The 24,480-nt window shown below is 71.3% G+C and carries 20 protein-coding genes and 1 pseudogene; 7 read left to right on the top strand and 14 right to left on the bottom strand.

The features are described from left to right. Window positions 1-167 precede the first annotated feature (167 nt). The 8 genes and pseudogenes from pyrF to pyrR all read right to left on the bottom strand — a co-directional run bounded on the left by pyrF (window position 168) and on the right by pyrR (window position 10,552). Window positions 168-881 carry an orotidine-5'-phosphate decarboxylase gene (pyrF, locus tag ACTOQ2_RS01355; protein WP_440065151.1) on the bottom strand — a complete coding sequence of 238 codons (714 nt, stop codon included), beginning with the start codon at window positions 879-881 and terminating at the stop codon, window positions 168-170. Further along, complete coding sequence (locus ACTOQ2_RS01350; protein WP_344749601.1) at window positions 878-1,852, bottom strand: dihydroorotate dehydrogenase; 975 nt, start codon at window positions 1,850-1,852, stop codon at window positions 878-880. The genes pyrF and ACTOQ2_RS01350 overlap by 4 nt, the downstream gene beginning before the upstream one ends. After that, window positions 1,842-2,687, bottom strand: a complete 846-nt coding sequence (locus tag ACTOQ2_RS01345) for a dihydroorotate dehydrogenase electron transfer subunit (RefSeq protein WP_362845387.1) — start codon at window positions 2,685-2,687, stop codon at window positions 1,842-1,844. Before ACTOQ2_RS01345 ends, ACTOQ2_RS01350 begins: the two co-directional genes overlap by 11 nt. Before the next feature lie 56 nt (window positions 2,688-2,743). Next, window positions 2,744-6,040, bottom strand: coding sequence for a carbamoyl-phosphate synthase large subunit (gene carB, locus ACTOQ2_RS01340; RefSeq protein WP_440097789.1), 3,297 nt, complete (start codon window positions 6,038-6,040; stop codon window positions 2,744-2,746). Window positions 6,041-6,380: 340 nt separating this feature from the next. After that, window positions 6,381-7,484 (bottom strand): annotated as a pseudogene (carA, locus tag ACTOQ2_RS01335) (glutamine-hydrolyzing carbamoyl-phosphate synthase small subunit); the annotation flags it as partial. Between the two features lie 241 nt (window positions 7,485-7,725). After that, window positions 7,726-9,045 carry a dihydroorotase gene (locus ACTOQ2_RS01330; RefSeq protein WP_440065154.1) on the bottom strand — a complete coding sequence of 440 codons (1,320 nt, stop codon included), beginning with the start codon at window positions 9,043-9,045 and terminating at the stop codon, window positions 7,726-7,728. Next, window positions 9,045-9,974, bottom strand: coding sequence for an aspartate carbamoyltransferase catalytic subunit (locus ACTOQ2_RS01325; RefSeq protein WP_344749604.1), 930 nt, complete (start codon window positions 9,972-9,974; stop codon window positions 9,045-9,047). Before ACTOQ2_RS01325 ends, ACTOQ2_RS01330 begins: the two co-directional genes overlap by 1 nt. Beyond that, window positions 9,971-10,552 carry a bifunctional pyr operon transcriptional regulator/uracil phosphoribosyltransferase PyrR gene (gene pyrR, locus ACTOQ2_RS01320; RefSeq protein ID WP_440065156.1) on the bottom strand — a complete coding sequence of 194 codons (582 nt, stop codon included), beginning with the start codon at window positions 10,550-10,552 and terminating at the stop codon, window positions 9,971-9,973. The genes ACTOQ2_RS01325 and pyrR overlap by 4 nt, the downstream gene beginning before the upstream one ends. 331 nt (window positions 10,553-10,883) lie before the next feature. On the opposite strand from pyrR, the gene ACTOQ2_RS01315 reads away from it, so the two are divergent. The 4 genes from ACTOQ2_RS01315 (at window position 10,884) to ACTOQ2_RS01300 (ending at window position 16,156) form a co-directional block, all read left to right on the top strand. After that, window positions 10,884-12,128, top strand: coding sequence for an arginine deiminase (locus tag ACTOQ2_RS01315; protein ID WP_440065157.1), 1,245 nt, complete (start codon window positions 10,884-10,886; stop codon window positions 12,126-12,128). A 228-nt stretch (window positions 12,129-12,356) separates the two neighbouring features. Continuing rightward, window positions 12,357-13,781 carry an amino acid permease gene (locus tag ACTOQ2_RS01310; protein WP_440065158.1) on the top strand — a complete coding sequence of 475 codons (1,425 nt, stop codon included), beginning with the start codon at window positions 12,357-12,359 and terminating at the stop codon, window positions 13,779-13,781. 514 nt (window positions 13,782-14,295) lie between these two features. After that, window positions 14,296-14,790: a transcriptional regulator BldD gene (gene bldD / locus ACTOQ2_RS01305; RefSeq protein WP_329424589.1), complete on the top strand. Its 495-nt coding sequence runs from the start codon at window positions 14,296-14,298 to the stop codon at window positions 14,788-14,790. Between the two features lie 217 nt (window positions 14,791-15,007). Further along, window positions 15,008-16,156: a PP2C family protein-serine/threonine phosphatase gene (locus tag ACTOQ2_RS01300; RefSeq protein WP_440097788.1), complete on the top strand. Its 1,149-nt coding sequence runs from the start codon at window positions 15,008-15,010 to the stop codon at window positions 16,154-16,156. 174 nt (window positions 16,157-16,330) lie between these two features. On the opposite strand, the gene ACTOQ2_RS01295 is transcribed toward ACTOQ2_RS01300, so the two are convergent. Further along, entirely contained in the window at window positions 16,331-16,780 is a 450-nt protein-coding gene (locus ACTOQ2_RS01295) for an SAV_6107 family HEPN domain-containing protein (RefSeq protein ID WP_440097787.1), read from the bottom strand. A gap of 406 nt (window positions 16,781-17,186) precedes the next feature. Continuing rightward, window positions 17,187-17,990: a L,D-transpeptidase family protein gene (locus ACTOQ2_RS01290; protein WP_440097785.1), complete on the bottom strand. Its 804-nt coding sequence runs from the start codon at window positions 17,988-17,990 to the stop codon at window positions 17,187-17,189. Between the two features lie 119 nt (window positions 17,991-18,109). Between ACTOQ2_RS01290 and ACTOQ2_RS01285 the strand changes: the two genes are divergently transcribed. Next, entirely contained in the window at window positions 18,110-18,586 is a 477-nt protein-coding gene (locus tag ACTOQ2_RS01285; RefSeq protein ID WP_440097784.1) for a YbaK/EbsC family protein, read from the top strand. Window positions 18,587-18,681: 95 nt separating this feature from the next. After that, window positions 18,682-19,230 carry a GNAT family N-acetyltransferase gene (locus ACTOQ2_RS01280; protein ID WP_440097782.1) on the top strand — a complete coding sequence of 183 codons (549 nt, stop codon included), beginning with the start codon at window positions 18,682-18,684 and terminating at the stop codon, window positions 19,228-19,230. Window positions 19,231-19,452: 222 nt separating this feature from the next. Here ACTOQ2_RS01280 and metF read toward each other — a convergent pair whose 3' ends face one another. After that, window positions 19,453-20,385 (bottom strand): methylenetetrahydrofolate reductase [NAD(P)H], encoded by a 933-nt coding sequence (gene metF, locus ACTOQ2_RS01275; RefSeq protein ID WP_440065165.1) that lies wholly within the window; start codon window positions 20,383-20,385, stop codon window positions 19,453-19,455. Between the two features lie 415 nt (window positions 20,386-20,800). Between metF and ACTOQ2_RS01270 the strand changes: the two genes are divergently transcribed. After that, window positions 20,801-21,868 (top strand): polyprenyl synthetase family protein, encoded by a 1,068-nt coding sequence (locus ACTOQ2_RS01270; RefSeq protein WP_440065167.1) that lies wholly within the window; start codon window positions 20,801-20,803, stop codon window positions 21,866-21,868. Between the two features lie 148 nt (window positions 21,869-22,016). On the opposite strand, the gene thiE is transcribed toward ACTOQ2_RS01270, so the two are convergent. Genes thiE through ACTOQ2_RS01255 form a run of 3 tightly spaced genes read right to left on the bottom strand, consistent with a single transcriptional unit; the run spans window position 22,017 to window position 24,239 of the window. Further along, window positions 22,017-22,658: a thiamine phosphate synthase gene (thiE, locus tag ACTOQ2_RS01265; RefSeq protein ID WP_440097781.1), complete on the bottom strand. Its 642-nt coding sequence runs from the start codon at window positions 22,656-22,658 to the stop codon at window positions 22,017-22,019. Continuing rightward, window positions 22,636-23,010, bottom strand: coding sequence for an Rv2175c family DNA-binding protein (locus tag ACTOQ2_RS01260; protein WP_362676524.1), 375 nt, complete (start codon window positions 23,008-23,010; stop codon window positions 22,636-22,638). Before ACTOQ2_RS01260 ends, thiE begins: the two co-directional genes overlap by 23 nt. 50 nt (window positions 23,011-23,060) lie before the next feature. Next, a complete protein-coding gene (locus ACTOQ2_RS01255; RefSeq protein ID WP_440097780.1) occupies window positions 23,061-24,239 on the bottom strand; it encodes an NAD(P)/FAD-dependent oxidoreductase in 1,179 nt (392 codons plus the stop codon). Window positions 24,240-24,480 lie beyond the last annotated feature (241 nt).

The raw sequence follows: 24,480 nt of genomic DNA, 5'->3' as shown, positions 1-24,480 counted from the left end.
ACCCCGTCACGCGTGACGCCCGGCAGGGTTGCGGGCGCGCCGCCCACGACCGCCCGACGGTTTCGCGGACCGCCTCACGCGTGACGCCCGACGGGTTCACGGATCGCGTCGTACGCGACTTTCCGGATCGCGTCGTACGCCGACGCCCGGCGGTTTCCCGGACCGCGTCACGCGCCGTGCCCTGAGGCGGCGGAGACGCGCCGGAGGGCGGCGGCGATGCCCGCGGCCGTCGCGCCGGGATCGGCGGAGCCGGTGATCGGGCGGCCGATCACGAGAAGGTCGGCCCCGTCGGCCAGCGCCTGCTCGGGAGTCGCTACTCTTGCCTGGTCCTGGCTCGCGGCGCCGGCGGGGCGGACGCCGGGGGTGATGAGGGTGATGTCGGGCCCGACCTCGGCGCGCACCGCGGCGACCTCGCGCGGCGAGCAGACGAGGGCCTGGGCGCCCGCGGCGACGGCCAGCGCCGACAGGCGGCGCACGGCGTCCTGCGAGGGGCCGTTGACGCCCAACTGGTCCAGGTCGGCCTCCGAGAGCGAGGTGAGCAACGTCACCGCCGCGATCTGGGTGTTGGGCATGGCCTCCACGGCCGCGCGGATCATCGCGGGGCCGCCGGCGGCGTGCACGGTCAGGATGGCGGGCTTGAGGCGGGCCACGGCCCTGGCGGCGCCCGCGACGGTGTTGGGGATGTCGTGGAGCTTCAGGTCCAGGAAGATCCGTACTCCGCTCGCCCCGCGGACGGAGGCGATCACGTCGGGGCCGTAGCGGAGATAGAGTTCCAGCCCGACCTTGACGGTGGTGACGTGCGGGGTCACCAGGCTCGCCCAGTGGGCCGCGGTCTCGAGGTCTGGCGCGTCCAGGGCGACGGCGATGGGTGCGGGCGTCACAGGGAACTCTCCTCAAGATCTATCCGATGCCGGGAGGACGCCCCCGGCGGGCGGTGGGCCAGTCCGACCGCGTCGGCCAGCCGGTGGAACCCCCGGGCCGCCAGAAGCTCCTCCAGCTCGCGGAGGATGCGCAGGCAGGCATAGGGGTCGTGGAACAGCGCCGTCCCCACGGCGACGACGCAGGCGCCGGCGAGGATGAGCTCGAAGGCGTCCCTGCCGGTCAGCACGCCGCCCATGCCGATGATGGGCACGCTGGGCAGGGCCGCGTGGACCTGCCACACGCAGCGTACGGCCAGCGGCCGGATGGCCGGTCCCGACAGGCCGCCGGTGACGGCCGCGAGCGCGGGGCGCATGGCCTCGGTGTCGATGCTCATGCCGAGCGGGTTGTTGATCATCGAGAGCGCGTCGGCGCCGCCGTCCACGCACGCGCGGGCGACGCTCACGATGTCCACGACGTCCGGGGAGAGCTTGGCCACCACGGGCACGTCGTAGCGCATCACCGAGCGCACCGAGGCGATCACCTCGGCGGAGGCCGCGCCGTCGCGGGCGAAGACCCGGCCCCGGTCCTCGATGTTGGGGCAGGACAGGTTGACCTCCACCGCGGTGACCCCGGGCGCGTCGGTGAGCCTGCGGGCCAGCGCGGTGTACTCGGCCACGGTGCCGCCGCCGATGGACACCACGGTCCGCACGCCCCGCTGGGCCAGCCAGGGCAGCTCGCGCTCCAGGAAGGCGTCCACGCCCGGCCCCTGGAGCCCGACGGCGTTGAGCATGCCCGAGGGCGTCTCGGCCATCCTGGGGGTCGGGCGGCCCGCCCTGGGGGCCATCGTGATCGACCGGGTGGTCAGCGCGCCGATCCTGGCGAGGTCGAAGAACTGGGCCAGCTCAGAGCCCGACGCCGCGCACCCGGCGGCCGTGGTGACGGGGTTGACCAACTCCACGTGCCCCAGGTACGTCCGCATGTCAACCGGCATTCCGCGTTCCCCCACCGGGCGCTCCCAGCGCGTCGAACGGGATCGTGCCGACGTCGTCGAAGCGGACGCGCTCGCCCCTGAAGACCGGTCCTTCGACGCACGAGCGCACCATCCGGGTTACACCGTCGTCCCCGATGACCGGGAGCACGCACGTCATGCACACGCCGATCCCGCACGCCATCCCCTCCTCGACGGCCACCTGGACGGGGATGTCGAACTCGACCGCCACCGCGGTGACGCCGCGCAGCACCGGCATCGGGCCGCAGGCGTAGACGGCGTCGGCCCGCACATCGGCGATCACTCCGGGCAGCACGTCGGTCACCCGGCCGCGCATGCCCAGGGAGCCGTCCTCGGTGGTCAGCGTGGTGGTCTCCCCCATCCTCCTGGCGCGCAGGGCGCCGAACACCCGGTCTGCGGAGACCGCGCCCAGGACGAAGTCGACGCGGCAGCCGCGCCCCTGGAGGGCGTCGGCCACGGTGAACAGCGTCGCCGAGCCGTGCTCGGCGCCGACCAGGACGCAGGTCACCGGGTCCCTGGGCAGCGGGAACGGGCGGCCGAGCGGGCCCACCAGGTCGAGGGTGTCGCGGGCGCGGCGCTCGGCCAGCCAGGCCGTGCCGGGACCTCGTACGGAGAAGACGAACTCGACCGTACCGCCGTAGTCGGGCTTGACGTCGTGGACGAAGAAGGCACGGCGCGTCAGCATCGACGTCCGCGCCCCGCCGACGGCCACCCCGACGAAGTGGCCGGGGCGGAAGCGCTCGGCGATGCCGGGCGCCACCACGGTCAGCGCATGGTAGGCGTCGACGCGGCGCGTCGTCAGCACCGTGCCGGTCACCTGTACCGGAGTAACAGGCGTCTCCCTCACCTCCGCTAAGGCACCGGCCCCGCTCCTCAGCCGCTCCGCAAACGCTTCGCGTGCTCCTGGAGGGACCGTACGCCGATGTCGCCGCGGACGATCGCCTGGATGCCCTGTACGGCCGCGGCGAGTCCCTGGACGGTGGTGATGCAGGGGATGGCGCGCAACACCGCGGCGGTGCGGATCTCGTAGCCGTCCAGGCGCGGCCCCGACTGGCCGGGACTGCCGAAGGGGGTGTTGACGATGAGGTCCACCTCCCCGTCCAGGATGCGCCGGACGATGGTCTGCTCGCCCTCGGGGCCGGTCCCCTCGCTGTGCTTGCGCACGATCTTGGCATGGACGCCGTTGCGGCGCAGTACTTCGGCGGTGCCCTCGGTGGCGAGGATCTCGAAGCCGAGGTCGGCGAGGGCCTTCACCGGGAAGATCATCGCGCGTTTGTCACGGTTGGCCACCGAGACGAACGCCCGCCCCTTGGTGGGCAGCGAGCCGTACGCGGCGGCCTGCGACTTGGCGTAGGCGGTGCCGAAGAACTCGTCGATCCCCATGACCTCGCCGGTGGAGCGCATCTCGGGGCTGAGCACGATGTCCACGCCGCGGAAGCGGTTGAACGGCAGCACGGCCTCCTTGACCGCGATGGGCGCGTCCAGCGGCATGGTGCCGCCGTCGCCGGTCGCGGGCAGCAGGCCCTCGGCGCGCAGGTCGGCCACCGTGGCGCCCATCATCACCCTGGCCGCCGCCTTGGCCAGCGGCACCGCCGTGGCCTTGGAGACGAACGGGACCGTACGGCTGGCGCGCGGGTTGGCCTCCAGCACGTACAGGATGTTGGCGGACATGGCGTACTGCACGTTGAGCAGGCCGCGCACGCCCACCCCCCTGGCGATGGCCTCGGTGGCGGCGCGGATGCGCTTGATGTCGTAGCCGCCCAGCGTCATCGGCGGCAGCGAGCACGCCGAGTCGCCGGAGTGGATGCCGGCCTCCTCGATGTGCTCCATCACGCCGCCGAGGTAGAGCTCCTCGCCGTCGAACAGGGCGTCGACGTCGATCTCCACGGCCTCGTCGAGGAACTTGTCCACCAGCACCGGGTGGTCGCTGGCCGCGCCCGCCTTGGCCATGTAGGCGGCCAGGGTGTCGTCGTCGTAGACGATGGCCATCCCGGCGCCGCCCAGCACGTAGGAGGGCCGCACCAGCACCGGGTAGCCGATCTCGGCGGCGATGGCCAGCGCCTCGTCCTCCGTCACCGCGACACCGTGCTTGGGCGCGGGCAGGCCCGCCTCGGCGAGGACCCTGCCGAACGCGCCGCGCTCCTCGGCGAGGTGGATCGACTCGGGCGAGGTGCCGACGATCGGGACCCCCGCGTCCTTGAGCGACTGGGCCAGGCCGAGCGGGGTCTGGCCGCCGAGCTGGACGATGACGCCCACCACGGGACCGGTCTGCTGCTCGGCGTGGACGACCTCCAGGACGTCCTCCAGGGTGAGCGGCTCGAAGTAGAGGCGGTCGGAGGTGTCGTAGTCGGTGGAGACCGTCTCGGGGTTGCAGTTGACCATGACGGTCTCGTACCCGGCGGCCGACAGCTCGAAGGAGGCGTGCACGCACGCGTAGTCGAACTCGATGCCCTGGCCGATCCTGTTGGGCCCCGAGCCAAGGATGAGGACCTTGGGACGCTCCCCGTAGGGGACCTCGGTCTCCTCGTCGTAGGTGGAGTACAGGTAGGGGGTCTGGGCGGCGAACTCGGCGGCGCAGGTGTCGACCGTGTTGTAGACCGGGCGGACGCCGAGCGCGTGGCGCAGGTCGCGCACCCGCGGCTCGGTCATGTCGCGCAGCTCGGCGATCTGCGCGTCGCTGAAGCCGTACCGCTTGACCCGGGTCAGCACCTCGGCGGTCAGCTGCGGCGCGTCGCGCAGCTCGGCGGCGACCTCGTCGATCGCGATGAGCTGGTCGAGGAACCAGGGGTCGACGGAGGTGGCCTGCGACAGCTCCTCGATCGTGGCCCCGGCGCGGATGGCCTGCTGCATGGTGAACAGGCGCCCGTCGTGCGGGACGCGGCAGGCGGCCAGGAGCTCGTCCTTGGCGCCCGGCTCCCCGGCCCAGGTGAAGGAGGCGCCCTTCTTCTCCAGCGAGCGCAGCGCCTTCTGCAGGGCCTCGGGGAAGGACCTGCCGATCGCCATGGCCTCGCCCACCGACTTCATGTGGGTGGTGAGGGTCTGGTCGGCCCCGGCGAACTTCTCGAACGCGAACCTCGGCACCTTGACCACGACGTAGTCGAGCGAGGGCTCGAACGACGCCGGGGTCTCCTTGGTGATGTCGTTGGGGATCTCGTCCAGGGTGTAGCCGATGGCCAGCTTGGCGGCGATCTTCGCGATCGGGAAGCCGGTGGCCTTGGACGCGAGCGCCGAGGAGCGCGAGACGCGCGGGTTCATCTCGATGACGACCATGCGGCCGGTGCGCGGGTCGACGGCGAACTGGATGTTGCAGCCGCCGGTGTCGACGCCGACCTCGCGGATGACCGCGATGGCCACGTCGCGCATGTTCTGGTACTCGCGGTCGGTCAGCGTCAGCGCGGGGGCCACGGTGACGCTGTCGCCGGTGTGCACGCCCATCGGATCGATGTTCTCGATCGAGCAGACGATCACCACGTTGTCGGCCCGGTCGCGCATGACCTCCAGCTCGTACTCCTTCCAGCCGAGGATGGACTCCTCCAGGAGCACCTCGGTGGTCGGCGAGGCGTCGAGGCCCGCCCCGGCGATGCGGCGCAGCCCCTCCTCGTCGTGCGCGAAGCCCGAGCCGACCCCGCCCATGGTGAAGGAGGGCCGCACCACCAGCGGGTAGCCGAGCTCGCCGGCGGCGGCCAGGCACTCGTCCATGCTGTGGCAGACGAACGAGCGCGCCGACTCGGCGTTGAGGCCGCGCTCGGCGGCGACCTTGGCCACGATGCCCTTGAACAGCTCGCGGTTCTCGCCCGCCTGGATGGCGTCGACGTCGGCGCCGATCAGCTCGACGTCGTAGCGCTCCAGGACCCCGGCCTCGTACAGGGAGATCGCGGTGTTCAGCGCGGTCTGCCCGCCCAGGGTGGGCAGCAGCGCGTCGGGCCGCTCCTTGGCGATGATCTTCTCGACGATGTCGGGGGTGATGGGCTCGACGTAGGTGGCGTCGGCGAACTCGGGGTCGGTCATGATCGTCGCCGGGTTGCTGTTGACGAGGATCACACGGAAGCCCTCGGCACGCAGCACGCGGCAGGCCTGGGTGCCCGAGTAGTCGAACTCGCAGGCCTGGCCGATCACGATCGGCCCTGAGCCGATCACCATGATCGACTGAATGTCCGTGCGCTTAGGCACCCTTGTTTCCCCCCGTGCTCATGGTCGCGCTCGGCTCCTCACCGGCTGCGCGGACGACTCGTCCCTCGTCGGCCACTCCGCCCGCTCGTCCCCTCGACCGCTCCGTGCTCATGGTCGCGCTCGGCTCCTCACCGGCTGCGCGGACGACTCGTCCCTCGTCGGCCACTCCGCCCGCTCGTCCCCTCGACCGCTCCGTGCTCATGGTCGCGCTCGGCTCCTCACCGGCTGCGCGGACGACTCGTCCCTCGTCGGCCACTCCGCCCGCTCGTCCCCTCGACCGCTCCGTACTCATGCTCGTGGTCGCGCTGGTGTTAGCGCTCACCTCGCTGACCGTTCCCCGCTCGCCCGCCATCAACGCGCAGAAGTCGTCGAACAGGCCGGCCGAGTCGTGCGGGCCCGCCGCGGCCTCGGGGTGGTACTGGACGCTGAACGCCGGGCGGTCCAGCAGTCGCAGCCCCTCGACGCAGTCGTCGTTGAGGTTGACGTGGCTGACCTCCGCCGACCCGTACGGCGTGTCGAACACGCCCTCCAGCGGCGCCCGTACCGCGAAGCCGTGGTTGTGCGCGGAGATCTCCACCTTGCCGGTGCCCCGGTGCTGCACCGGCTGGTTGACGCCCCGGTGGCCGTAGCGCAGCTTGTAGGTGCCCAGCCCCAGCGCCCGCCCGAAGAGCTGGTTGCCGAAGCAGATGCCGAAGAACGGGACGCCCGCGTCGAGGACGCCGCGAAGCGCCCGCACCGGGCCGTCGGCGGTGGCGGGGTCGCCCGGGCCGTTGGAGAAGAACACCCCGTCGGGGCCGAGCGCGAGGATCTCCTCGGCGGTGACGGAGGCGGGCAGCACGTGCACCTCGCAGCCGCGCTCGGCCATCCGGTGCGGCGTCATCGCCTTGATGCCGAGATCGACGGCGGCCACGGTGAACCGCCGGGGACCGATCGCGGGCACGACGTACGGCTTGGGGGTGGAGACCTCCCCGGCCAGGTCGGCGCCCTCCATCGCGGGGCTGCCCAGCACGCGCTCCAGCAACTCCTCGACCGGCGCCAGGGCCTTGCCGGAGAAGACCCCGGCCCGCATCGCCCCCCGCTCCCGCAGGTGGCGGGTGAGGGCGCGGGTGCCGGTGATGGCGATGCCGACGACGCCCTGCTCCTTGAGGTAGTCGTCCAGGGAACGGTTGGAGCGCCAGCTGGAGGCCGTCCGGGCGGGCTCGCGGACCACGTATCCGGCCACCCACACCCGCGACGACTCCGGATCCTCGTCGTTGACCCCGGTGTTCCCGATGTGGGGCGCGGTCATCGCGACGATCTGGCGGTGGTACGACGGGTCGGTCAGCGTCTCCTGGTAGCCGGTCATCCCGGTGTTGAAGACCATCTCGCCGAAGGTCTCGCCCTCGGCGCCGTAAGGGATCCCGCGGAAGACGCGCCCGTCTTCCAGCACTAGCACTGCGGTCACTCACACACCCCGATCATCTCGGTTACAGCTCCGCAAAGTATGAAATATCCGGCATGGTGGGTCGCCATCCCTCCGCCGGGCGGGGCGCCTCGGCGCCCCGGGGCGGGAGGGAGGCCCCCGTGTTCCGGGGAGGGAAGGCGGAAGGTGCCCTCCCTGAAGGGCACGGCGGTCACGGCGATCACAGAGGTCACGGCGGTCACGGCGGTCACAGAGGTCGCCCGGGCGCGGCGGACGGGAGCCCTCACGTGAGCTTTCCGTCCAGGACGGTCGGCCTGCCGCGCAGGAAGGTCGCCACGACGCGGCCGGGCAGGGTCAGGCCCTCGTAGGGCGTGTTGCGGCTCTTGGAAGCGTAGCCCGCCGGGTCGACCGCGGCACGCACCGACGGGTCGTAGAGGGTGATGTTGGCCGGGGCTCCGGCCTCGATCGGCCGCCCGTGCCCCTGGAGCCTGCCGATCCTGGCCGGGGCGAGGGACATGCGCTCGGCGACGCCGGCCCAGTCGAGCAGTCCGGTGTCCACCATCGCCTCCTGGACCACGGCCAGCGCCGTCTCCAGGCCGATCATGCCCATGGCCGCGGCGGCCCACTCGGTCTCCTTGTCCTCGACCGGGTGCGGGGCGTGGTCGGTGGCCACGCAGTCGATCGTGCCGTCGGCCAGGGCCTCGCGCAGCGCCTCGACGTCCGCGCGGGTGCGCAGCGGCGGGTTCACCTTGTAGATCGGGTTGTAGGAGCCGACCGGGGAGTCCTCGACCAGGTCGTCGGTGAGGAGCAGGTGATGCGGGGTCACCTCGGCGGTGACGTCCCAGCCCTTGGACTTGGCCCAGCGGATGATCTCCACAGAACCGGCCGTGGAGACGTGGCAGACGTGCAGGCGCGAACCGACGTGGGCGGCGAGCAGGCAGTCGCGGGCGATGATCGCCTCCTCGGCGACCGCGGGCCACCCGGTCAGGCCCAGCCTGCCGGAGACCGCGCCCTCGTTCATCTGCGCGCCCGCGGTCAGGCGCGGCTCCTGGGCGTGCTGGGCGACGACGCCGTCGAAGGCCTTGACGTACTCCAGGGCGCGGCGCATGAGCACCGCGTCGGAGACGCACTTGCCGTCGTCGGAGAAGACCCTGACCCGCGCGGCGGAGTCGGCCATCGCGCCGAGCTCGGCCAGGCGTTCGCCGCCCAGGCCGACGGTGACGGCGCCGACGGGCTGCACGTCGCAGTGGCCCGCCTCCTGGCCCAGGCGCCAGACCTGCTCGACGACGCCCGCGGTGTCGGCGACCGGCTCGGTGTTGGCCATGGCGTGCACGGCGGTGTAGCCGCCGAGAGCGGCGGCGCGGGTGCCGGTGTCGACGGTCTCGGCGTCCTCGCGGCCCGGCTCGCGCAGGTGGGTGTGCAGGTCGACCAGGCCGGGCAGGGCGATCAGCCCCTCGGCCTCGACGGTCTCACCGCCGGTCAGCCCCTGGCCGATCTCCACCAGGAGGCCGTCACGGATCAGGATGTCGGCCGGCTCGCCGCCGAGGATTCTGGCGCCCCTGATGACGATGCCGTCACGCGTGGCCCCGATGCGGTCGTTCATCAGATCTCTCCCCCGAGGTCGGCGCCGCCGAGCAGCAGATACAGGACGGCCATGCGTGCGGTCACACCGTTGGCGACCTGCTCGACGATCGTCGAGCGCGGCGAGTCGGCCACCTCGGCCGCGATCTCCATGCCTCGGTTCATCGGGCCGGGGTGCATCACGATGGCGTGGTCGGGCATCTTGGCGACGCGGTCGCGGTCGAGCCCGTAACGGCGGCTGTACTCCCGCTCGGTGGGGAAGAACGCCGCGTTCATGCGCTCGCGCTGCACGCGCAGCATCATCACCACGTCGGACTTGGGCAGCACCGCGTCGAGGTCGTACGAGACCTCGCACGGCCAGGAGTCGACCTGGACCGGGAACAGGGTCGGCGGGGCGACCAGGGTCACCTCGGCGCCGAGCGTGGCCAGCAGCAGCACGTTGGAGCGGGCCACCCGGCTGTGCAGCACGTCACCGACAATGGTGATCTTCCTGCCGTCCAGCGGGCCCAGGCGGCGGCGCATGGTGAAGGCGTCGAGCAGGGCCTGGGTGGGGTGCTCGTGGGTGCCGTCGCCGGCGTTGACGACGCTGCCGCGCACCCAGCCGGCCAGCCGGTGCGGCGCGCCCGAGGCGCCGTGGCGGATCACGACGGCGTCGGCGCCCATCGCCTCCAGGGTGAGCGCGGTGTCCTTGAGCGACTCGCCCTTGGAGACGCTGGAGCCCTTGGCGGAGAAGTTGATGACGTCGGCCGACAGGCGCTTGGCGGCGGCCTCGAAGGAGATCCTGGTCCGGGTGGAGTCCTCGAAGAAGAGGTTCACCACCGTGCGGCCCCGCAGGGTGGGCAGCTTCTTGATGGAACGTTCCGAGATCTTCGCCAGCTCGTCGGCGGTGTCCAGGATGAGCAGGGCGTCGTCGCGGGTCAGGTCGGCCGCGGAGATCAGGTGCCGCTTCACCGGTCTTCCTCCTTCAGCAGCAGGACCGCGTCGCGGCCGTCGTTCTCCTCCAGGTAGACCTTGACGCTCTCGGACTTGGACGTCGGCAGGTTCTTGCCCACGTAGTCGGGGCGGATGGGCAGCTCGCGGTGCCCCCGGTCGACCAGGGTGGCGAGCTGCACGGCCTGCGGGCGGCCCAGGTCGTTGAGGGCGTCGAGGGCGGCGCGGACGGTGCGGCCCGAGTAGAGGACGTCGTCGACGAGGACGACCACCCTGCCGTCGATGCCGTCGGCGGGCAGCTCGGTGCGGCCCAGCGCGCGGGCGGGACGCAGCCGGAGGTCGTCGCGGTACATCGTGACGTCGAGGGAGCCGACGGGCACCGAGCGGCCCTCGAACTGCTTGATGTGGGCGGCCAGGCGGCGGGCCAGGTGGACGCCGCGGGTGGGGATGCCCAGGAGAAGGACGTTCTCACCGCCCTTGGTCCGCTCGAGGATCTCGTGGGAGATGCGGATGAGAGCCCGGTTGATGTCGGGCTCCTCGAGGACGGCGCGGGCGTTGCCCTGCGCATGCGGGAGCGAACGCGAAATGGCCTCGGCCACGGAGAAACACCACCTTTCCCGCCTCACGGGACGGGTCTTAAAGGAAGTCAACGCCTTCACGGTACCAGCCGCGTGAAGGCTCGCCCGAACAGGGGTCCGCTCCGCGAACGCCGAAGATCCGGCCCAGCAATCTTCTCAAAAGAGAATAAATATCCCGATCATCGCTGACTTCCCCTTGGTTCTTCCGGGTATGCGCTTTACATCCGCACCAAGGCGGAGCATGACGATCACACCCCGGGCGCGGCCGGCCCGGCGGCCACCAAAGGCCGCCGACGGCCTCTGATGGCCTCGTCACCGGCCGCGCCCGTCACCCAGCCGCGAAGGAAGAGAAATGGCCTTTCACGTCGACTCCGAGGTCGGCCGGCTCCACCAGGTCCTGCTGCACCGGCCGGAACTCGCCCTGAAACGGCTCACGCCGTCGAACAAGGACGACTTCCTCTTCGACGACGTGCTGTGGGTGCAGCGCGCCGTGGAGGAGCACGAGGAGTGGCAGAAGCTCCTGGTCGAACAGGGCGTCACCGTCTACATGCTCTCCGACCTGCTCCGCGAGACGGTCGAGATTCCCGAGGCGCGCAAGCACATCCTGGACGGCATCGCCGACGAGCGCTACTTCGGCCCGATGGCCGTCGACGCGATCCGCAACGCGCTGGACTCGATGGACTCCATCGTGCTCCAGCGCTATCTCACCGGCGGCATCACCAAGCGCGAGATGGTGGAGATGGGCACCGACCCCAAGAGCCTCGCCTTCCACACGCTCAAGCCGGACGACTTCGTCCTGCCCCCGCTGCCCAACCACCTGTTCACCCGCGACACCTCCTGCTGGATCTACGACGGCGTCTCGATCAACGCGATGAGGAAGAAGGCCCGCCGCCGCGAGACCGTCAACATGGAGGCGATCTACCGCTACCACCCGGCCTTCGCGCCCGGCTACGACCGGCCGGACGAGGGCGGCTACAACGTCTGGCTGCCGGGCATCCCCATGGCGCCCGCCACCATCGAGGGCGGCGACGTGCTCGTCATCGGCCGCGGCGCGGTGCTGGTGGGTATCAGCGAGCGCACGCAACCCCAGGCCGTCGAGATGCTCGCGCGGAGCCTGTTCAGGCGAGGGGCGGCGACGAGGATCGTCGCGCTGGACATGCCGAAGGCGCGGGCCTTCATGCACCTGGACACGGTCATGACCAACGTGGACGTCGGCGTCTTCACCAAGTTCGCGGGACTGGGCATGCTGCCCTCCTACACCGTCGAGCCCGGCGACAACGAGAAGGAACTCAAGATCACCGACCATCCCCCCGAGGACATGCACCGGGCCATCGCGCGGGCGATCGGGCTGGACGACATCAAGGTCCTCAGCGCGACGCAGGACGTGTACGCCTCTGAGCGGGAGCAGTGGGACGACGGCTGCAACGTGCTGGCCCTGCGTCCCGGCGTGGTGGTGGCCTACGAGCGCAACACCACCACCAACAACCACCTGCGCGAGAACGGGATCGAGGTCATCACGATCCGGGGCAGCGAGCTCGGCCGCGGCCGGGGCGGCCCGCGCTGCATGAGCTGCCCGCTCGAACGCGACGGCATCTGACCCCTGACTCCGGCCGCCGGACCGCCGTCCGGAAGGCCCGTCCGGAAGGCCCGTCCGACGGCTCGGCTCCCGGAAGCCGGGTCCGGCGGGACGTGTGCGGCGGGACGTGTGCGGAAAAGCTCCCTGTACCTCCCGGAGAGTCGGCGCCCCCCTGGAAGAGCGGGCCTGGTCCTCCCTCCCGGCAGGGCGGACCGTCACCACGCGGACCGCGGTGGAGGGGAGGAACGGATGGCCTCACCGGCTCGCCGGCTTCTCCGTACCAAGCCCGCCGAGGAGATCGTCGCCGAGGGCGGCCACGGCGAGGGCGGCGAGCTGCGCAGGAGCATGACCCTGTGGCAGCTGACCCTGTTCAGCGTCGGCGCCACCCTCGGCACCGGCATCTTCGTGATCCTCGGCCAGGCCGTGCCCAGGGCGGGCCCCGCCGTGCCGGTCGCCTTCCTGCTGGCCGCGGTCACCGCCCTGTTCTCCGCGCTGTCGTACGCGGAGCTGGCCGGCACGATCCCCGTCTCCGGGTCGTCGTACTCCTACGCGTACGCCACCCTGGGCGAGCTGGTGGCGTGGGTGTGCGGCTGGTGCCTGATGCTGGAGTACGCCGTCTCGGTGGCGGCCGTGGCGGTCGGCTGGGGCGAGTACCTCAACGCCTTCCTCCAGGACCTGTTCGGCTGGACGTTCCCGGCGGCCGTCGTCCACTCCCCCGGCGACCGGGGCGGCGTGGTCAACCTGACCGCGATTCTGATCGTCCTGCTCGCCACCTGGCTGCTGCTGCGCGGCGCCTCGGAGAGCGCGGGCGCCAACGCGATCTTCGTGCTCGTCAAGATCGCGGTGCTGGCGTTCTTCTGCGTCGTGGCGTTCACCGCGTTCGACGCGGGCAACCTGGCGCCGTTCGCCCCGATGGGGATCGCCGGCATCACCGCCGCCGCCTCGCAGGTGTTCTTCTCCTACATCGGCTTCGACGCGGCCTCCACCGCCGGGGAGGAGGCCAGGAACCCCAGGCGTGACCTCCCTTTGGCGATCATGCTGTCCCTCGGCGTCGTCACACTCGTCTACGTCCTGGTGGCACTGGCCGCCGTCGGCGCCATGCCGTGGCAGGACTTCGACCCGCAGAATACCGAGGCGGGCCTGGCCGTGATCGCGAAGCGGGCCGTGGGCGCCACCTGGCCCGGCGTCGTCATCTCCTTCGGCGCGGCCATCGCCATCGCCAGCGTGGTCCTGACCGTGCTGTACGGCCAGACCCGCATCCTGTTCGCCATGGCGCGCGACGGCCTGATTCCGAAGATCTTCGAGAGGGTGAGCCCACGCCGCCGGGTACCGGTCGCCAACACCCTCATCGTGGCCGCCTTCGTCTCCGTGCTCGCCGGGTTCGTCCCGCTGGGCCGGCTCGCCGAGGCCACCAGCATCGGCACCCTGTTCGCCTTCGCGATCGTCAACACCGGCGTGCTCGTCCTGCGCCGCACCCGCCCCGACCTGCCCCGCGGCTTCAGGACACCGTTCTTCCCGATCACGCCGATCCTCGGCGTGATCCTCTGCCTCGTCGTGATGGCCGGACTGGCCGGCGTCACCTGGCTGGCCTTCGGGATCTGGATGGCGGCCGGCCTGCTCGCCTACTTCCTCTACGGCTACCGCCACTCGCGTCTCAACCGGGGCGTCCGGTGACCGGGGCCGCCGGCCTCGGGGCGGGACGGCCCGGACGCGGCGGGCGGAGCCTCCCGGGGCGACGCCCGGACCGGCACGCGGGCGCGCCGAGCCTCGCCTCCGGCAGCGCGAAACCGTCGCACCGGGTATTGCCCGCCGCCGCGTCGTTCAAGATCATACGCCCGTCGCCGCGCCCGGGGGCGACGCCGTCCCGAATCCCGGAGAAGAGCCGGAAATCATGCGAAAGTCCCGGAAAAACCGGAGGTTTCGCGATGTGGGGTAGGACAAGTGCGGCGTTTGAGGCGGACCCCACCGGACCGGATTCGGCATCTTTTTTCCAATCAGCTTGACCTTAGGCGCCCACAGCTTTACCGTCACTGTCCGTAACCACACCTCGTGGCGTTATCGGGTGAACCCTGACGCATCGGTCACCGAAGGTGCCTACCCCGGGCGCCAACCCGGTGAACGGGGCATAAGTTGCGAGGTAGCACAATCATGTTGAGAGCACTACATAACAGAGCCGGGGGGCCACACCATGCCGTCTGAGTACGCCAAGTCGCTGGGTGCAAGACTCCGCGCCATCCGCACCCAGCAGGGCCTGTCCCTGCACGGGGTAGAAGAGAAGTCCCGCGGGCGCTGGAAGGCGGTCGTCGTTGGCTCCTACGAGCGTGGCGACCGTGCCGTCACCGTGCAGAAGCTTGCCGAACTGGCTGATTTCTACGGGGTGCCGGTCTCGGAGTTGCTGCCGGGAGGGGCCGCTCCGAGCCCCCTTGGCCCGACACCGAAGCTTGTGATCGACCTTGAGCGTCTCGCCCAGCTCCCCAAGGAGAAGGCGGGCGCGCTCGCCCGTTACGCGGCCACCATCCAGAGCCAGCGTGGCGACTACAACGGCAAGGTGCTGTCCATCCGCCAGGAGGACCTCCGCTCCCTCGCCGTGATCTACGACAAGTCCCCCAGCGAGCTCACCGAGGAGCTCATCAGCTGGGGCGTCCTGGACCCGGAGGCGCGCCGAGCCGTCGAGTCCTTCTGACGACCCCTGACCGGTCGTGGGTGCGCCGGAACCGGCGTGCCCACCCCGCAGAGCTTCCCGCTCTCAGTAGAACGTGTCCTTCGTCCCGCCCCGGGCTGACCGCCACTGTGGTAGGAAAAGGCAAACATGCGTTTAGCGAGATGTGGTGGACATGGCCTCGGGAGATGATCGGCTCGATCACTCTCGATCAAGCCGGAAAAGCGGTCTCCGCGCCGTCATGACGTCGCTGGGATCGACCAAGACGCATGCCTTCCTGCGGCTGCTGACCTCGATCGGCACCACCAAGACCCAGGACACCCTGAAACTCCTGCCGTTCGTCGTCATGGCCGTGGTGGCCCTGATCGACTTCGGCTCGGGCCCCACGTCCGGCCTCCTGCCGCTGCTCGCCCTCGGCCCGGCCTTCGCCAGCGTGGCGTGCGGCCTGGCCCGCACCACGGTGGTCGGCGTCGTCGCCCTGCTGCTGTGCTTCGCGCTCGGCGCCTACAACGACATCCTCTGGATGCCCCGCACCGACATCACCCTCATCGCCATCCTCGGCGTCACCATGGCCAGCGTGCTGGCCAGCGCCGGGCGGCTGCGCCACGAACACCAGCTCGCCGACGTGCGCTCGGTGGCCGAGGCCGCCCAGCGGGTGCTGCTGCGCCCGGTGCCCCGCCGCGCGGGACCGGGCATCGGCGTGGCCGTCTCGTACACCTCCGCCACGGCGGAGGCCAGGATCGGCGGCGACCTGTACGAGGTCGTCACCACCCCGCACGGGGTGCGGATCATCGTGGGGGACGTCCAGGGCAAGGGCCTGGAGGCCGTGGAGACGGCCGCCGTGGTGCTCGGGGCCTTCCGGGAGGCGGCCCACGACGAGAAGACGCTCCAGGGCGTCGTGGCGCGTCTGGAGAACGCCCTGACCCGCGAGCTGTCCGGCGAGCAGTTCGTGACCGCCGTGCTGGCCGAGATCAGCGGCGGTTCCACCATCACCGTCATCAACTGCGGCCATCCGGCGCCCATGGTGCTCGACGCCGAGGGCGGGATCTGGTTCGCCGACCCGCCTGACGAGGCGCTCCCGCTGGGCATGAGCGCCCTCAAGGCCAGTGAGCCGCAGCCGCACCACATCCCGTTCGAACCGGGCGACCAGGTGCTCTTCTACACCGACGGGGTCATCGAGGCACGCGACGGGGCCGGCGAGTTCTACCCGCTGCTGGAGCGGGCGCACCTGCTGGACGGCGACGACCCCCAGGGCTCGCTGGACGCCCTCCGCGCCGACCTGCTCGACCACGTGGGCAGGCCGCTGAGCGACGACGCCGCCATGCTCCTGCTACGTCACCGCGCCGCCCGCCAGAACTCCACGGCGGCGGCGGCCGAACGGACGGGGTGAGGAGCCCGGGGCGGCCTGGAGACCGGCCTGGGACAGGTGGCGCGAGGGGCAGGCGACGCGAAAAACGTCCCCGTACGTCTTCGTGCCGTCCGGGAGGACCGGTGGACACGGAGACGTACGGGGACGGCGCCGGTGAGCCCGGGCGGCGACCCCGGGTGGGAGGCCGCTCCGGCTCTAACCGGCTAGGGGGACCTGGCCGGGGAGCATGGGCTGGCTCGGCACGCCGAGCAGCTTCTCCACGGCGGTGACGAAACGCTCCGCCTCGGAGATGATCTCCTCGGCGTCTCGCGAGGACACCGTGCGGGTCAGGCCCGCCTCGGCGGCGGCCCGCTTGGCCGCGCTCGTCTCGAAGTAGGGTGCCCACTCGGCCAGGCGGGGCTCGGCCTCGGGCAGCATTTCCCAGGCGCTGCGCAGCCTGCGCCTCCTGCGGCCCTCCATGGGACGGGGACGGGCCGCCAGGACGGCAGCGGCCGCCCTGAGCGCGGCGAGGTGGGCCGCGACGTAACGCGCGGCGGAGGTCCGGGCGGCGGCGGCCTCTTCGAGGCAGTCGCGCGCGTCTGAGAGGTGCGCCCGCACCGTGGGGGACAACCGGGGCCCACCGGAATCGCTGAGCCGAGGGGTCATAGTGCTTCAGCCTCCTTGGTCGCAAGCGGCTCCGGCGTTTTCGCCGGTGGTATCACACTCGCAGACCCCACCGACAAATCCACCGGACGGCCGGACGAGGAGCTTCCCCTCTCCCCGCCCGCCCTGACCTGGCCCGATCGTCTCCGCCGACGACGTGGACCGGATCGGCCGCCCTCGGACACGAGCCGCGAGCCCCGTGTCATCACATCGAACATAAATTCGATCACTAATACTGTCAAGTAAAACGACGAACAAAAGTTCGATCTTCGGGTGTGTGAGGGCACATGCGGGCTCGGGGAGATCGGTGCGCGCGGAAACGCGAAAGGGCCCCGGGAGATCGTCGTCTCCCGGGGCCCCGGTTCACGACCGGCGGGGTCACGCCCGCCGGATCGCCCGTTCCGCCGCCCTACCGGACGAACCTGCCTCGGACGTGCACCGGCACTCCCGTACCGAGCAGGCCGGGAAGGACCTCCGCCACGTGCATCGGCAGCCGTACGCAGCCGTGGGAGGCGGGCGCCAGCGGCACCGACAGCGCGCCGTGGAAGGCGATGCCCCCGTTGAAGAAGATCGGGTTGTAGAGCTGGCCGAGGTAGGACTTGTGCCAGCCGTCCCTGCGCCAGGTGGTCTTGTAGTCGCCCGTCGGCGTGCGGGCGTCGCCGCAGAACCGCTGGGCCCTGCCCTCCCAGGTAGCCGTCTCGCAGTAGGAGATCCCGCTGCCCGAGGAGGTGTGGCTGACCAGTTTCACCACACCGCCGACGTAGAGGACCATCACCTGCTTGGCGAGGTTGACCTCCACCCGGGTCGGCTTCCCGTTGGGCACGAGCACCTTAGGCGCCAGCGGGGTCTCCAGGGCGGCCCAGGTCCTGCGCGCCACGGTGCTGGTCGGGGTGATGCCGTTGACCTTCTGGAAGGCCCAGACCGCCGCCAGGGTCGCCCCGCCGTAGCGGCCGTCGATCCTGCCCGGGGCGTAGCCGAGCTCGGCCAGCCGGGTCTGGAGCACCTTCACCGTGGCGCCCTTCGCGCCGAGCTTGAGCGTCTTGCCCGGTGCGGCGAACGGGCTCGCCCCCGTCGCCGTCACGGCCGAGACGGCAGGGGAAGCCGAGGTCCGGGCCGCGGCGGCGTCCGCGAAAAGAGTGACGCCCGCGGAAGAGAGGAGCACGGCCCCCGCCGTCATCAGCGCGGCCACTCCCTGCCGCTGTCCAACCCCCACTTTCAACCAACTCCTCATATCACTATGGATCAGGTCAAGGGACCATAGCGCACGGGTTCCCCGTGCAGGCCGCCGGTTATGAAGCGGCAATCAACGGTCAATCTGTTTAGAGTGGCCGCGTGCCAGAAAAGTTGCATCCGAACATCGAGAAGGTCGCCGCCGTCCTGCGCGAGCACGGCGTCCCCGGCGAGATCGTCGTCTTCGCGGAGGCCACCCCGACCGCCGCCACCGCGGCCGCGCAGCTCGGCTGCGAGGTCGGCGCCATCGCCAACAGCCTGATATTCGACGCCGACGGCGAGCCGCTCCTGGTGCTGACCAGCGGAGCCCACCGGGTCGACACCGACCTGATCGCCAGGACGGCCGGCGTGGCGAAGGTGCGGCGCGCCGACCCCGCCTTCGTACGGGCGGCCACCGGCCAGGCCATAGGCGGCGTCGCCCCGATCGGCCACCCCGCGCCGGTCAGGACCCTGGTCGACACCTGGCTGGGCAAGCACGAGGTCGTCTGGGCCGCCGCCGGCCATCCGCACACCGTCTTCCCGACCTCCTTCGAGGAGCTCGTCCGCATCACCGGCGGGGTTCCCGTCGAGGTCGAATGACGGCCTTCAACGGCGCTTGAGCGCCGCCCTCACCAGGCGCCGCACTCTCGCCTCGTGCCGACCCGCGTCACGTTCGCACTGCTAGGGTGCGACGCGTGATCGGACTGCGACGGATCGGACCCGACGAGTTCAGGCTCCGGCTGGACGCGGTCCTCCACGTCTACACCGAGGCGATGAACCCGCCCACCGACCAGATCGCCGGCCGCAGGCTCATCATGGGAAACCACGCCACCCACCCCGCCTTCACCTGCCTGTTCGCCGAGCTCGCCGACGGCACACCGGTGGGCATCGCCTACGGCTTCCACGGGGTTCCCGGCCAGTGGTGGCACGACGTGGTCAGGCGGGCCCTCGTGGAGAAACACGGCGAGGGCAGCGCCCGCGGCTGGCTGGGCGACGCGCTGGAGCTCGCCGAGATCCACGTCCACCCCGACTACCAGGGGAAGGGCATCGGCCGAGCGATGATCACGGGCATGTGCGCAGGCCGCCTGGAGCGCACCGCCGTGCTGTCGACCCGCGACCAGCCCACCGCGGCCCGGCACCTCTACCGGAGCATCGGCTTCGTGGACCTGCTCACGCAGTTCGTCTTTCCCGGCGGGCACGAGCGCTACGCGATCCTCGGGACCGTCCTGCCGCTGGACGGCTGAGCCACCGGCCGGAGCTCCTGGTCCCCGCAGGAACGCCGCCCTCCCCGGACGTCCCGCACCTGGGAGTCCCGCCCCGGGAGCCGGGCCACCCGGCCAGGCCGGACGCGCCGGGCGGGCCGCGAAGGGCCACAACGGGCCACGGCGACCGGGGCCCGGCCGGACAAGGACCACCCGCCGGCCGCCGCGTCCCGGCGGGAGCGGGGCAGCCGGGACGCGACGGCGTCAGACCGGCAGCGGGGCGGCCTTCTGCGTGTGGTCGAGGGCCTGGAAGACCTCTCGGGTCGCGCTGGAGCGGTTGAAGGTGATGAAGTGGATGCCGGGCGCCCCCTCGTCGAGCAGGGTCTGGCAGAGCTCGGCGGCGTGCTCGATGCCGAGGCTGCGCACGGCGGCCGGATCGTCGGCGACGGCCGCGAACCTCTCGGCCACCTCCGGCGGGAACGGCGCGCCGGAGAGCTGCTCGGACCTGGCGATGGTGCTCATCTGCGTGACGGGCATGATCCCGGGAATGATCGGCGTGTCACAGCCGCCGGCCGCCACCCGGTCGCGCAGCCGCAGGTAGTCCTCGGCGCGGAAGAACATCTGGGTGATCGCGTAGTCGGCGCCCGCGCGGCACTTGCGCACGAAGTACTCGGTGTCGGACTCGATCGAATCCGACCTGGGGTGCTTGTACGGGAAGGCGGCCACGCCCACGCAGAAGTCGCCGGACTGGCGGATGAGCCGGACCAGGTCCTCGGCGTACTGGACGCCCTCGGGGTGGCGCACCCACTCGCCCGTCACGTCGCCGGGCGGGTCGCCCCGCACGGCGAGGATGTTGCGCACGCCCGCCCCCGCGAAGCGGCCGATCAGGTGGCGCAGCTCGCGGACGGAGTGGTTGACGGCGGTGAAGTGGGCCACCGGGGTGAGCGTGGTCTCGTGGGCGATCCGCTCGACGATGTCGACGGTGCGGTCGCGGGTGCTGCCGCCCGCGCCGTAGGTGACGGACACGAAGGTGGGGTGCAGCGACTCCAGCTCACGGACGGCGCGCCAGAGCTGACGCTCTCCCTCGTCGGTCTTCGGGGGGGAGAACTCGAAGGAGAACGAGCGGGCACCGGCGGCGAGGAGTTCGCGGACGGTGGCGACACGATCGGGGAGGACAGATGCGCGACCCAGAGCCATGGGGCAAGGATACTTGCCCGGCCGCCCGGGTGCCCGATCAGATCATCTCCGCCACCCGCAGAACGGCCCTGTGTCAATTATCGCGCAAATCAACCACCCCTCTAGATCGAAATGTCCTCTTGGACCGTTAATCTCATTACCTGACCTCCTCCCGCCGTCGAAGGCGGGGGATTCCGATTTTCATAGATTGGGTTTCCTGCCTCATCGCCAGTCGCAAGGAACCCGGAGGTGTCGTGCCTTACATCGGCTCCACAGGCGTTCCACCTCTCCACCGGACCGGCGGAGAGGATCTTGTCGATCATGCGTACGGTGATCGGTGCGTCATCACCGCTGGTCACGCTGCCGCTACGCACGGCAACGTACCGCGTTTCCCCCCCAGAGCTGAAGCCCAGGGTCTCCACACTGGAGGTATTCGATGATCACTTCTGCAGCCGCGCTGGACACGATCCGGTCCGAGGTGGACCGCTCTCTTCGGCGATTCGTCGAACGGCAGCGCCCGCAGGTCAGCGCTCCGGAGCTGGCCCCGCTCATCTCGGCGGCCGAGGACTTCCTCGCGGGCGGCAAACGGCTACGACCCGCCTTCTGCTACTGGGGCTGGCGTGGCGCGGGCGGAGGTGACGATCCCGCGCTCTTCGCCGCCGCGGCCTCGCTGGAGCTGCTCCAGGCCAGCGCCCTGGTGCACGACGACGTTATGGACGCCAGCGACCTGCGCCGGGGCATGCCCTCGGCGCACCGCAGGTTCGAGGGGCTGCACAGGGATGCGGGCTGGCACGGCTCGGCCGAGCAGTTCGGCGAGGGGGCGGCCATCCTGCTGGGCAACCTGATGCTCATCTGGTCCGGTGAGATGTGGCGGAACAGCGGCCTGCCGGCCGCCTCGCTGGCGGCGGCGCAGAAGGTCCACGACGACATGCGCACCGAGCTGATGTGCGGGCAGTACTTCGATCTGCTGGAGCAGGCGCACGGGGAGGGCACCTTCGACAGCGCGCTGCGGGTCGCCCTCTTCAAGAGCGGCAAGTACTCCGTGGAGCAGCCGCTCCGGCTCGGCCTGGTGCTGGCCGCCCGGGGCAGGGAGCCGTGGATCGACCGGCTCTGCGAGGAGTACGGGCAGTCCGTGGGCATCGCCTTCCAGTTGCGCGACGACATCCTCGGCGTGTTCGGCGACCCTGACGAGACCGGCAAACCGGCCGGCGACGATCTCCGCGAGGGCAAGCGGACCATGCTCATCGCCCGCACGCTGGCCGCGGCCTCGGAGTCGCAGGCCCAGGTGGTGCGCACCACGCTGGGCGACCCCGGCCTGGACGAGGCGGGGGTCGACCGGCTGCGCCGGATCATCGAGGAGACGGGGGCCCTCGTGGCGTGCGAGGACCTGATCAAGGGGTACCTGGAGAACGCCCTCGGCTCGCTGGAGGGCGCCCCGATCCTTCCCGAGGCCCGCGCGGCCCTGGCCGACCTCGCGGTGGCCGCCACCTCCCGGCGGACCTGACCGCGCGCCGGACGCACACCCGGCCGGCGGCGGGTTCGCCAACCGGCCGGTTGGCGAAAAAGCCCGCGGACAGGCCGGCCCGCGAAAAGGTCCGCGGACAGGCCGGTCCGCCCGGCAGGGGACGCGGTCCTCGCCGGGCGGAAGGGCCTCAGGCGGGGGCGGCCAGCCTCCGCTTGAACTCCTCGGCCGCCGCCTTGGGGTCGTCGGCCTCGGTGATCGCCCGCACGACCACGACCCGGCGCACGCCGTACGACATCACCTCTTCGAGGTTGGCGAGGTCGATGCCGCCGATGCCGAACCAGGGCCGGTCGGTCTCCAGGGCCGCGGCGTGCCTGAGCAGGCCGGGGCCCGGGGCGAACCTGCCGGGCTTGGTGGGCGTCGGCCAGATCGGGCCGCAGCAGAAGTAGTCGACACCGGGCTCGACGGCCGCGGCAGACGCCTCCTCGGGGGCGTGAGTGGAACGCCCGATGAGGATGTCGTCGCCGAGCATGTCGCGCGCGACCCGCACCGGCAGATCATCCTGGCCGAGGTGGAGCACGTCGGGACGGATCGCGTAGGCGATGTCGGCCCTGTCGTTCACGGCCAGGAGGGTGCCGTGCCGGTCGCAGGCCTCGCGGAAGACGGCGAGGAGGTCGAGCTCCTCGCGCGCCTCAAGGCCCTTCTCGCGCAGTTGCACGATGTCGACCCCGCCCGCGAGGGCGGCGTCGAGAAAGTCCGCGAGGTCCCCCCGGTCCCGGCGCCCGTCCGTACAGAGATACAGGCGGGCGTCAGAAACCGAGGGCTTGGGCACGTCTCTTCACCTCGGTGTGGCGGCCCGCCAGGATCGCGTCGACCGGCGATCCCGGAAGCGTGTCGTCGGGGGTGAAAAGCCAGCGAAGGGATTCGACGTCGTCGTATCCGGCGTCCAGGAGCACCGTGAGGGTGCCGGGGAGGCCCTTGACGACGTCTCCGTCGGCGAGGAACGCGGCGGGGACCTGTGGCTCGCCACCGCCCCTGCGCACTCCGATGAGCTTGCGGTCCTTGAGAAGTTGCTTGGCGCGACCGGCGCTCAGGTTGAGCCTTCTGGCCACCTCGGTCAGGGTGAGCCACTCGCCCACCAGCTGGTCGGTTTCCCGGTCGATCTGCGCAACAGAAAGCGTCACGAATCCACCACTACCACATCGAGCCCTTCGCCAAACACCTGGCGGCGAGGTTACGCCACCGTACAATCGCGCAACGCTATCGCAGGGTCGGTGAGGCGATCGACGTCGAGGCGCTGCCCGCCCTCGATGAGGCGGCGCCCCTGGACCAGGTCGCGGGGGCGGTTGACGGAGAGCACCGCGGTGAGCCGGTCGTCCTCGGTCACCCAGCAGATCGCCCACCTGGGTTTTCCCTCGGCCGCCGGGTCGCCGCGCAGGATCAGGCGGGCGCCGTCGTGGTGGCCCGCGTACTGGACCATGTGGCCGAACTGCTCGGACCAGAAGTAGGGGACCGGGTCGTAGACCGCGGCGTCGCCGACGAGGGTGGCCGCCGCGACGTCCGGGGCGCCCAGGGCGGTGTCCCAGTGCTCGACGCGGAGGCGGATGCCGTAGCGGCGCGACCACCAGGCCGCGCAGTCGCCCACCGCGACCACGCCGGGCAGCGAGGTGCGCAGGTGCTCGTCGGTGACCACGCCGTTGTCGAGCCTGATGCCGGACCCGGCCAGCCACTCGGTCGCGGGCCGCACGCCCACGCCGGTGACGACCACGTCGGCCTCGATCGCCGAGCCGTCGGCCAGGGTGAGCCCTCCGTGGTCGACGGAGGCGACCATCGTGCCCAGGCGCAGGTCGACGCCCGCCTCGGCGTACCAGGGGGCGGTGTACGCGCCGGCCTGGCCGAGCGCGGTGGCCAGCGGGGTGCCCGCGGCCTCGACGACCGTCACGGCGCAGCCGGCCCTGCGGGCGGCGGTGGCCACCTCGGCGCCGATCCAGCCCGCGCCGATGACGGCGACCGTGGTTCCCTCGCCGAGCAGTGAACGCAGCCGGAGCGCGTCGTCGATGGTGCGCACCACGTGCTGGGGGCCGTCCCCGCGCAGCCTGATCGGGCGGGCCCCGGTGGCGACGACCAGGCCGTCGTAGGCCAGCTCGCCCTCGGTGGTCTCGACCACGCCGGGGTGGAGCCCCTTGGCGGACACGCCCGCGCGGAAGTCGACCTCGAGCGCGTCGAGGTCGGAGTCGACGACCGTGGAGTCGGTCTCGCCGAGCAGCACCCCCTTGGACAGGGGCGGGCGGTCGTAGGGCCGGTGCCGTTCCTCTCCGATCAGGGTGATCCTGCCGCCGAACCCACGGGCCCGTAACGCCTCGACGCTGCGTACACCGGCCAGGCCGGCGCCAACCACCACGACATGATTCACACTTCCCGACCATAAGCGGGAACCCCGTACTCCTACCAACGGTCGTTGATAACGAAAACGGGATTTACCTCACATCTGGCGCGCTAAGCGTGTTGTCCGAACCCTTAGGGTGGGGGTGAAGACGCGCGGGAGCCCGGTACGCACCGGGCTGAGAGGAGGGCTGCGGGCGAAGAAGGCCCTGCGAGCCGGTGATGTGCGAGGAGACGCGCCCTGGGGCGCGGTCGGGCACGGCGCGGGCGAG

This window comes from Streptosporangium sp. H16, assembly GCF_051918855.1.
Lineage (GTDB): Bacteria > Actinomycetota > Actinomycetes > Streptosporangiales > Streptosporangiaceae > Streptosporangium.
The sequence above is the reverse complement of the archived record's forward strand: the minus strand, read 5'-3'. Positions and strand labels throughout refer to the sequence as shown.

Coding starts and splice junctions, on each gene's coding strand:
- ACTOQ2_RS01350 (WP_344749601.1), bottom strand. CDS start 1,852: ATGCCGGTTGACATGCGGACGTACCTGGGGCACGTGGAGTTGGTCAAC.
- ACTOQ2_RS01330 (WP_440065154.1), bottom strand. CDS start 9,045: ATGAACGACCGCATCGGGGCCACGCGTGACGGCATCGTCATCAGGGGC.
- ACTOQ2_RS01315 (WP_440065157.1), top strand. CDS start 10,884: ATGGCCTTTCACGTCGACTCCGAGGTCGGCCGGCTCCACCAGGTCCTG.
- ACTOQ2_RS01310 (WP_440065158.1), top strand. CDS start 12,357: ATGGCCTCACCGGCTCGCCGGCTTCTCCGTACCAAGCCCGCCGAGGAG.
- bldD (WP_329424589.1), top strand. CDS start 14,296: ATGCCGTCTGAGTACGCCAAGTCGCTGGGTGCAAGACTCCGCGCCATC.
- ACTOQ2_RS01300 (WP_440097788.1), top strand. CDS start 15,008: ATGACGTCGCTGGGATCGACCAAGACGCATGCCTTCCTGCGGCTGCTG.
- ACTOQ2_RS01295 (WP_440097787.1), bottom strand. CDS start 16,780: ATGACCCCTCGGCTCAGCGATTCCGGTGGGCCCCGGTTGTCCCCCACG.
- metF (WP_440065165.1), bottom strand. CDS start 20,385: ATGGCTCTGGGTCGCGCATCTGTCCTCCCCGATCGTGTCGCCACCGTC.
- ACTOQ2_RS01270 (WP_440065167.1), top strand. CDS start 20,801: ATGATCACTTCTGCAGCCGCGCTGGACACGATCCGGTCCGAGGTGGAC.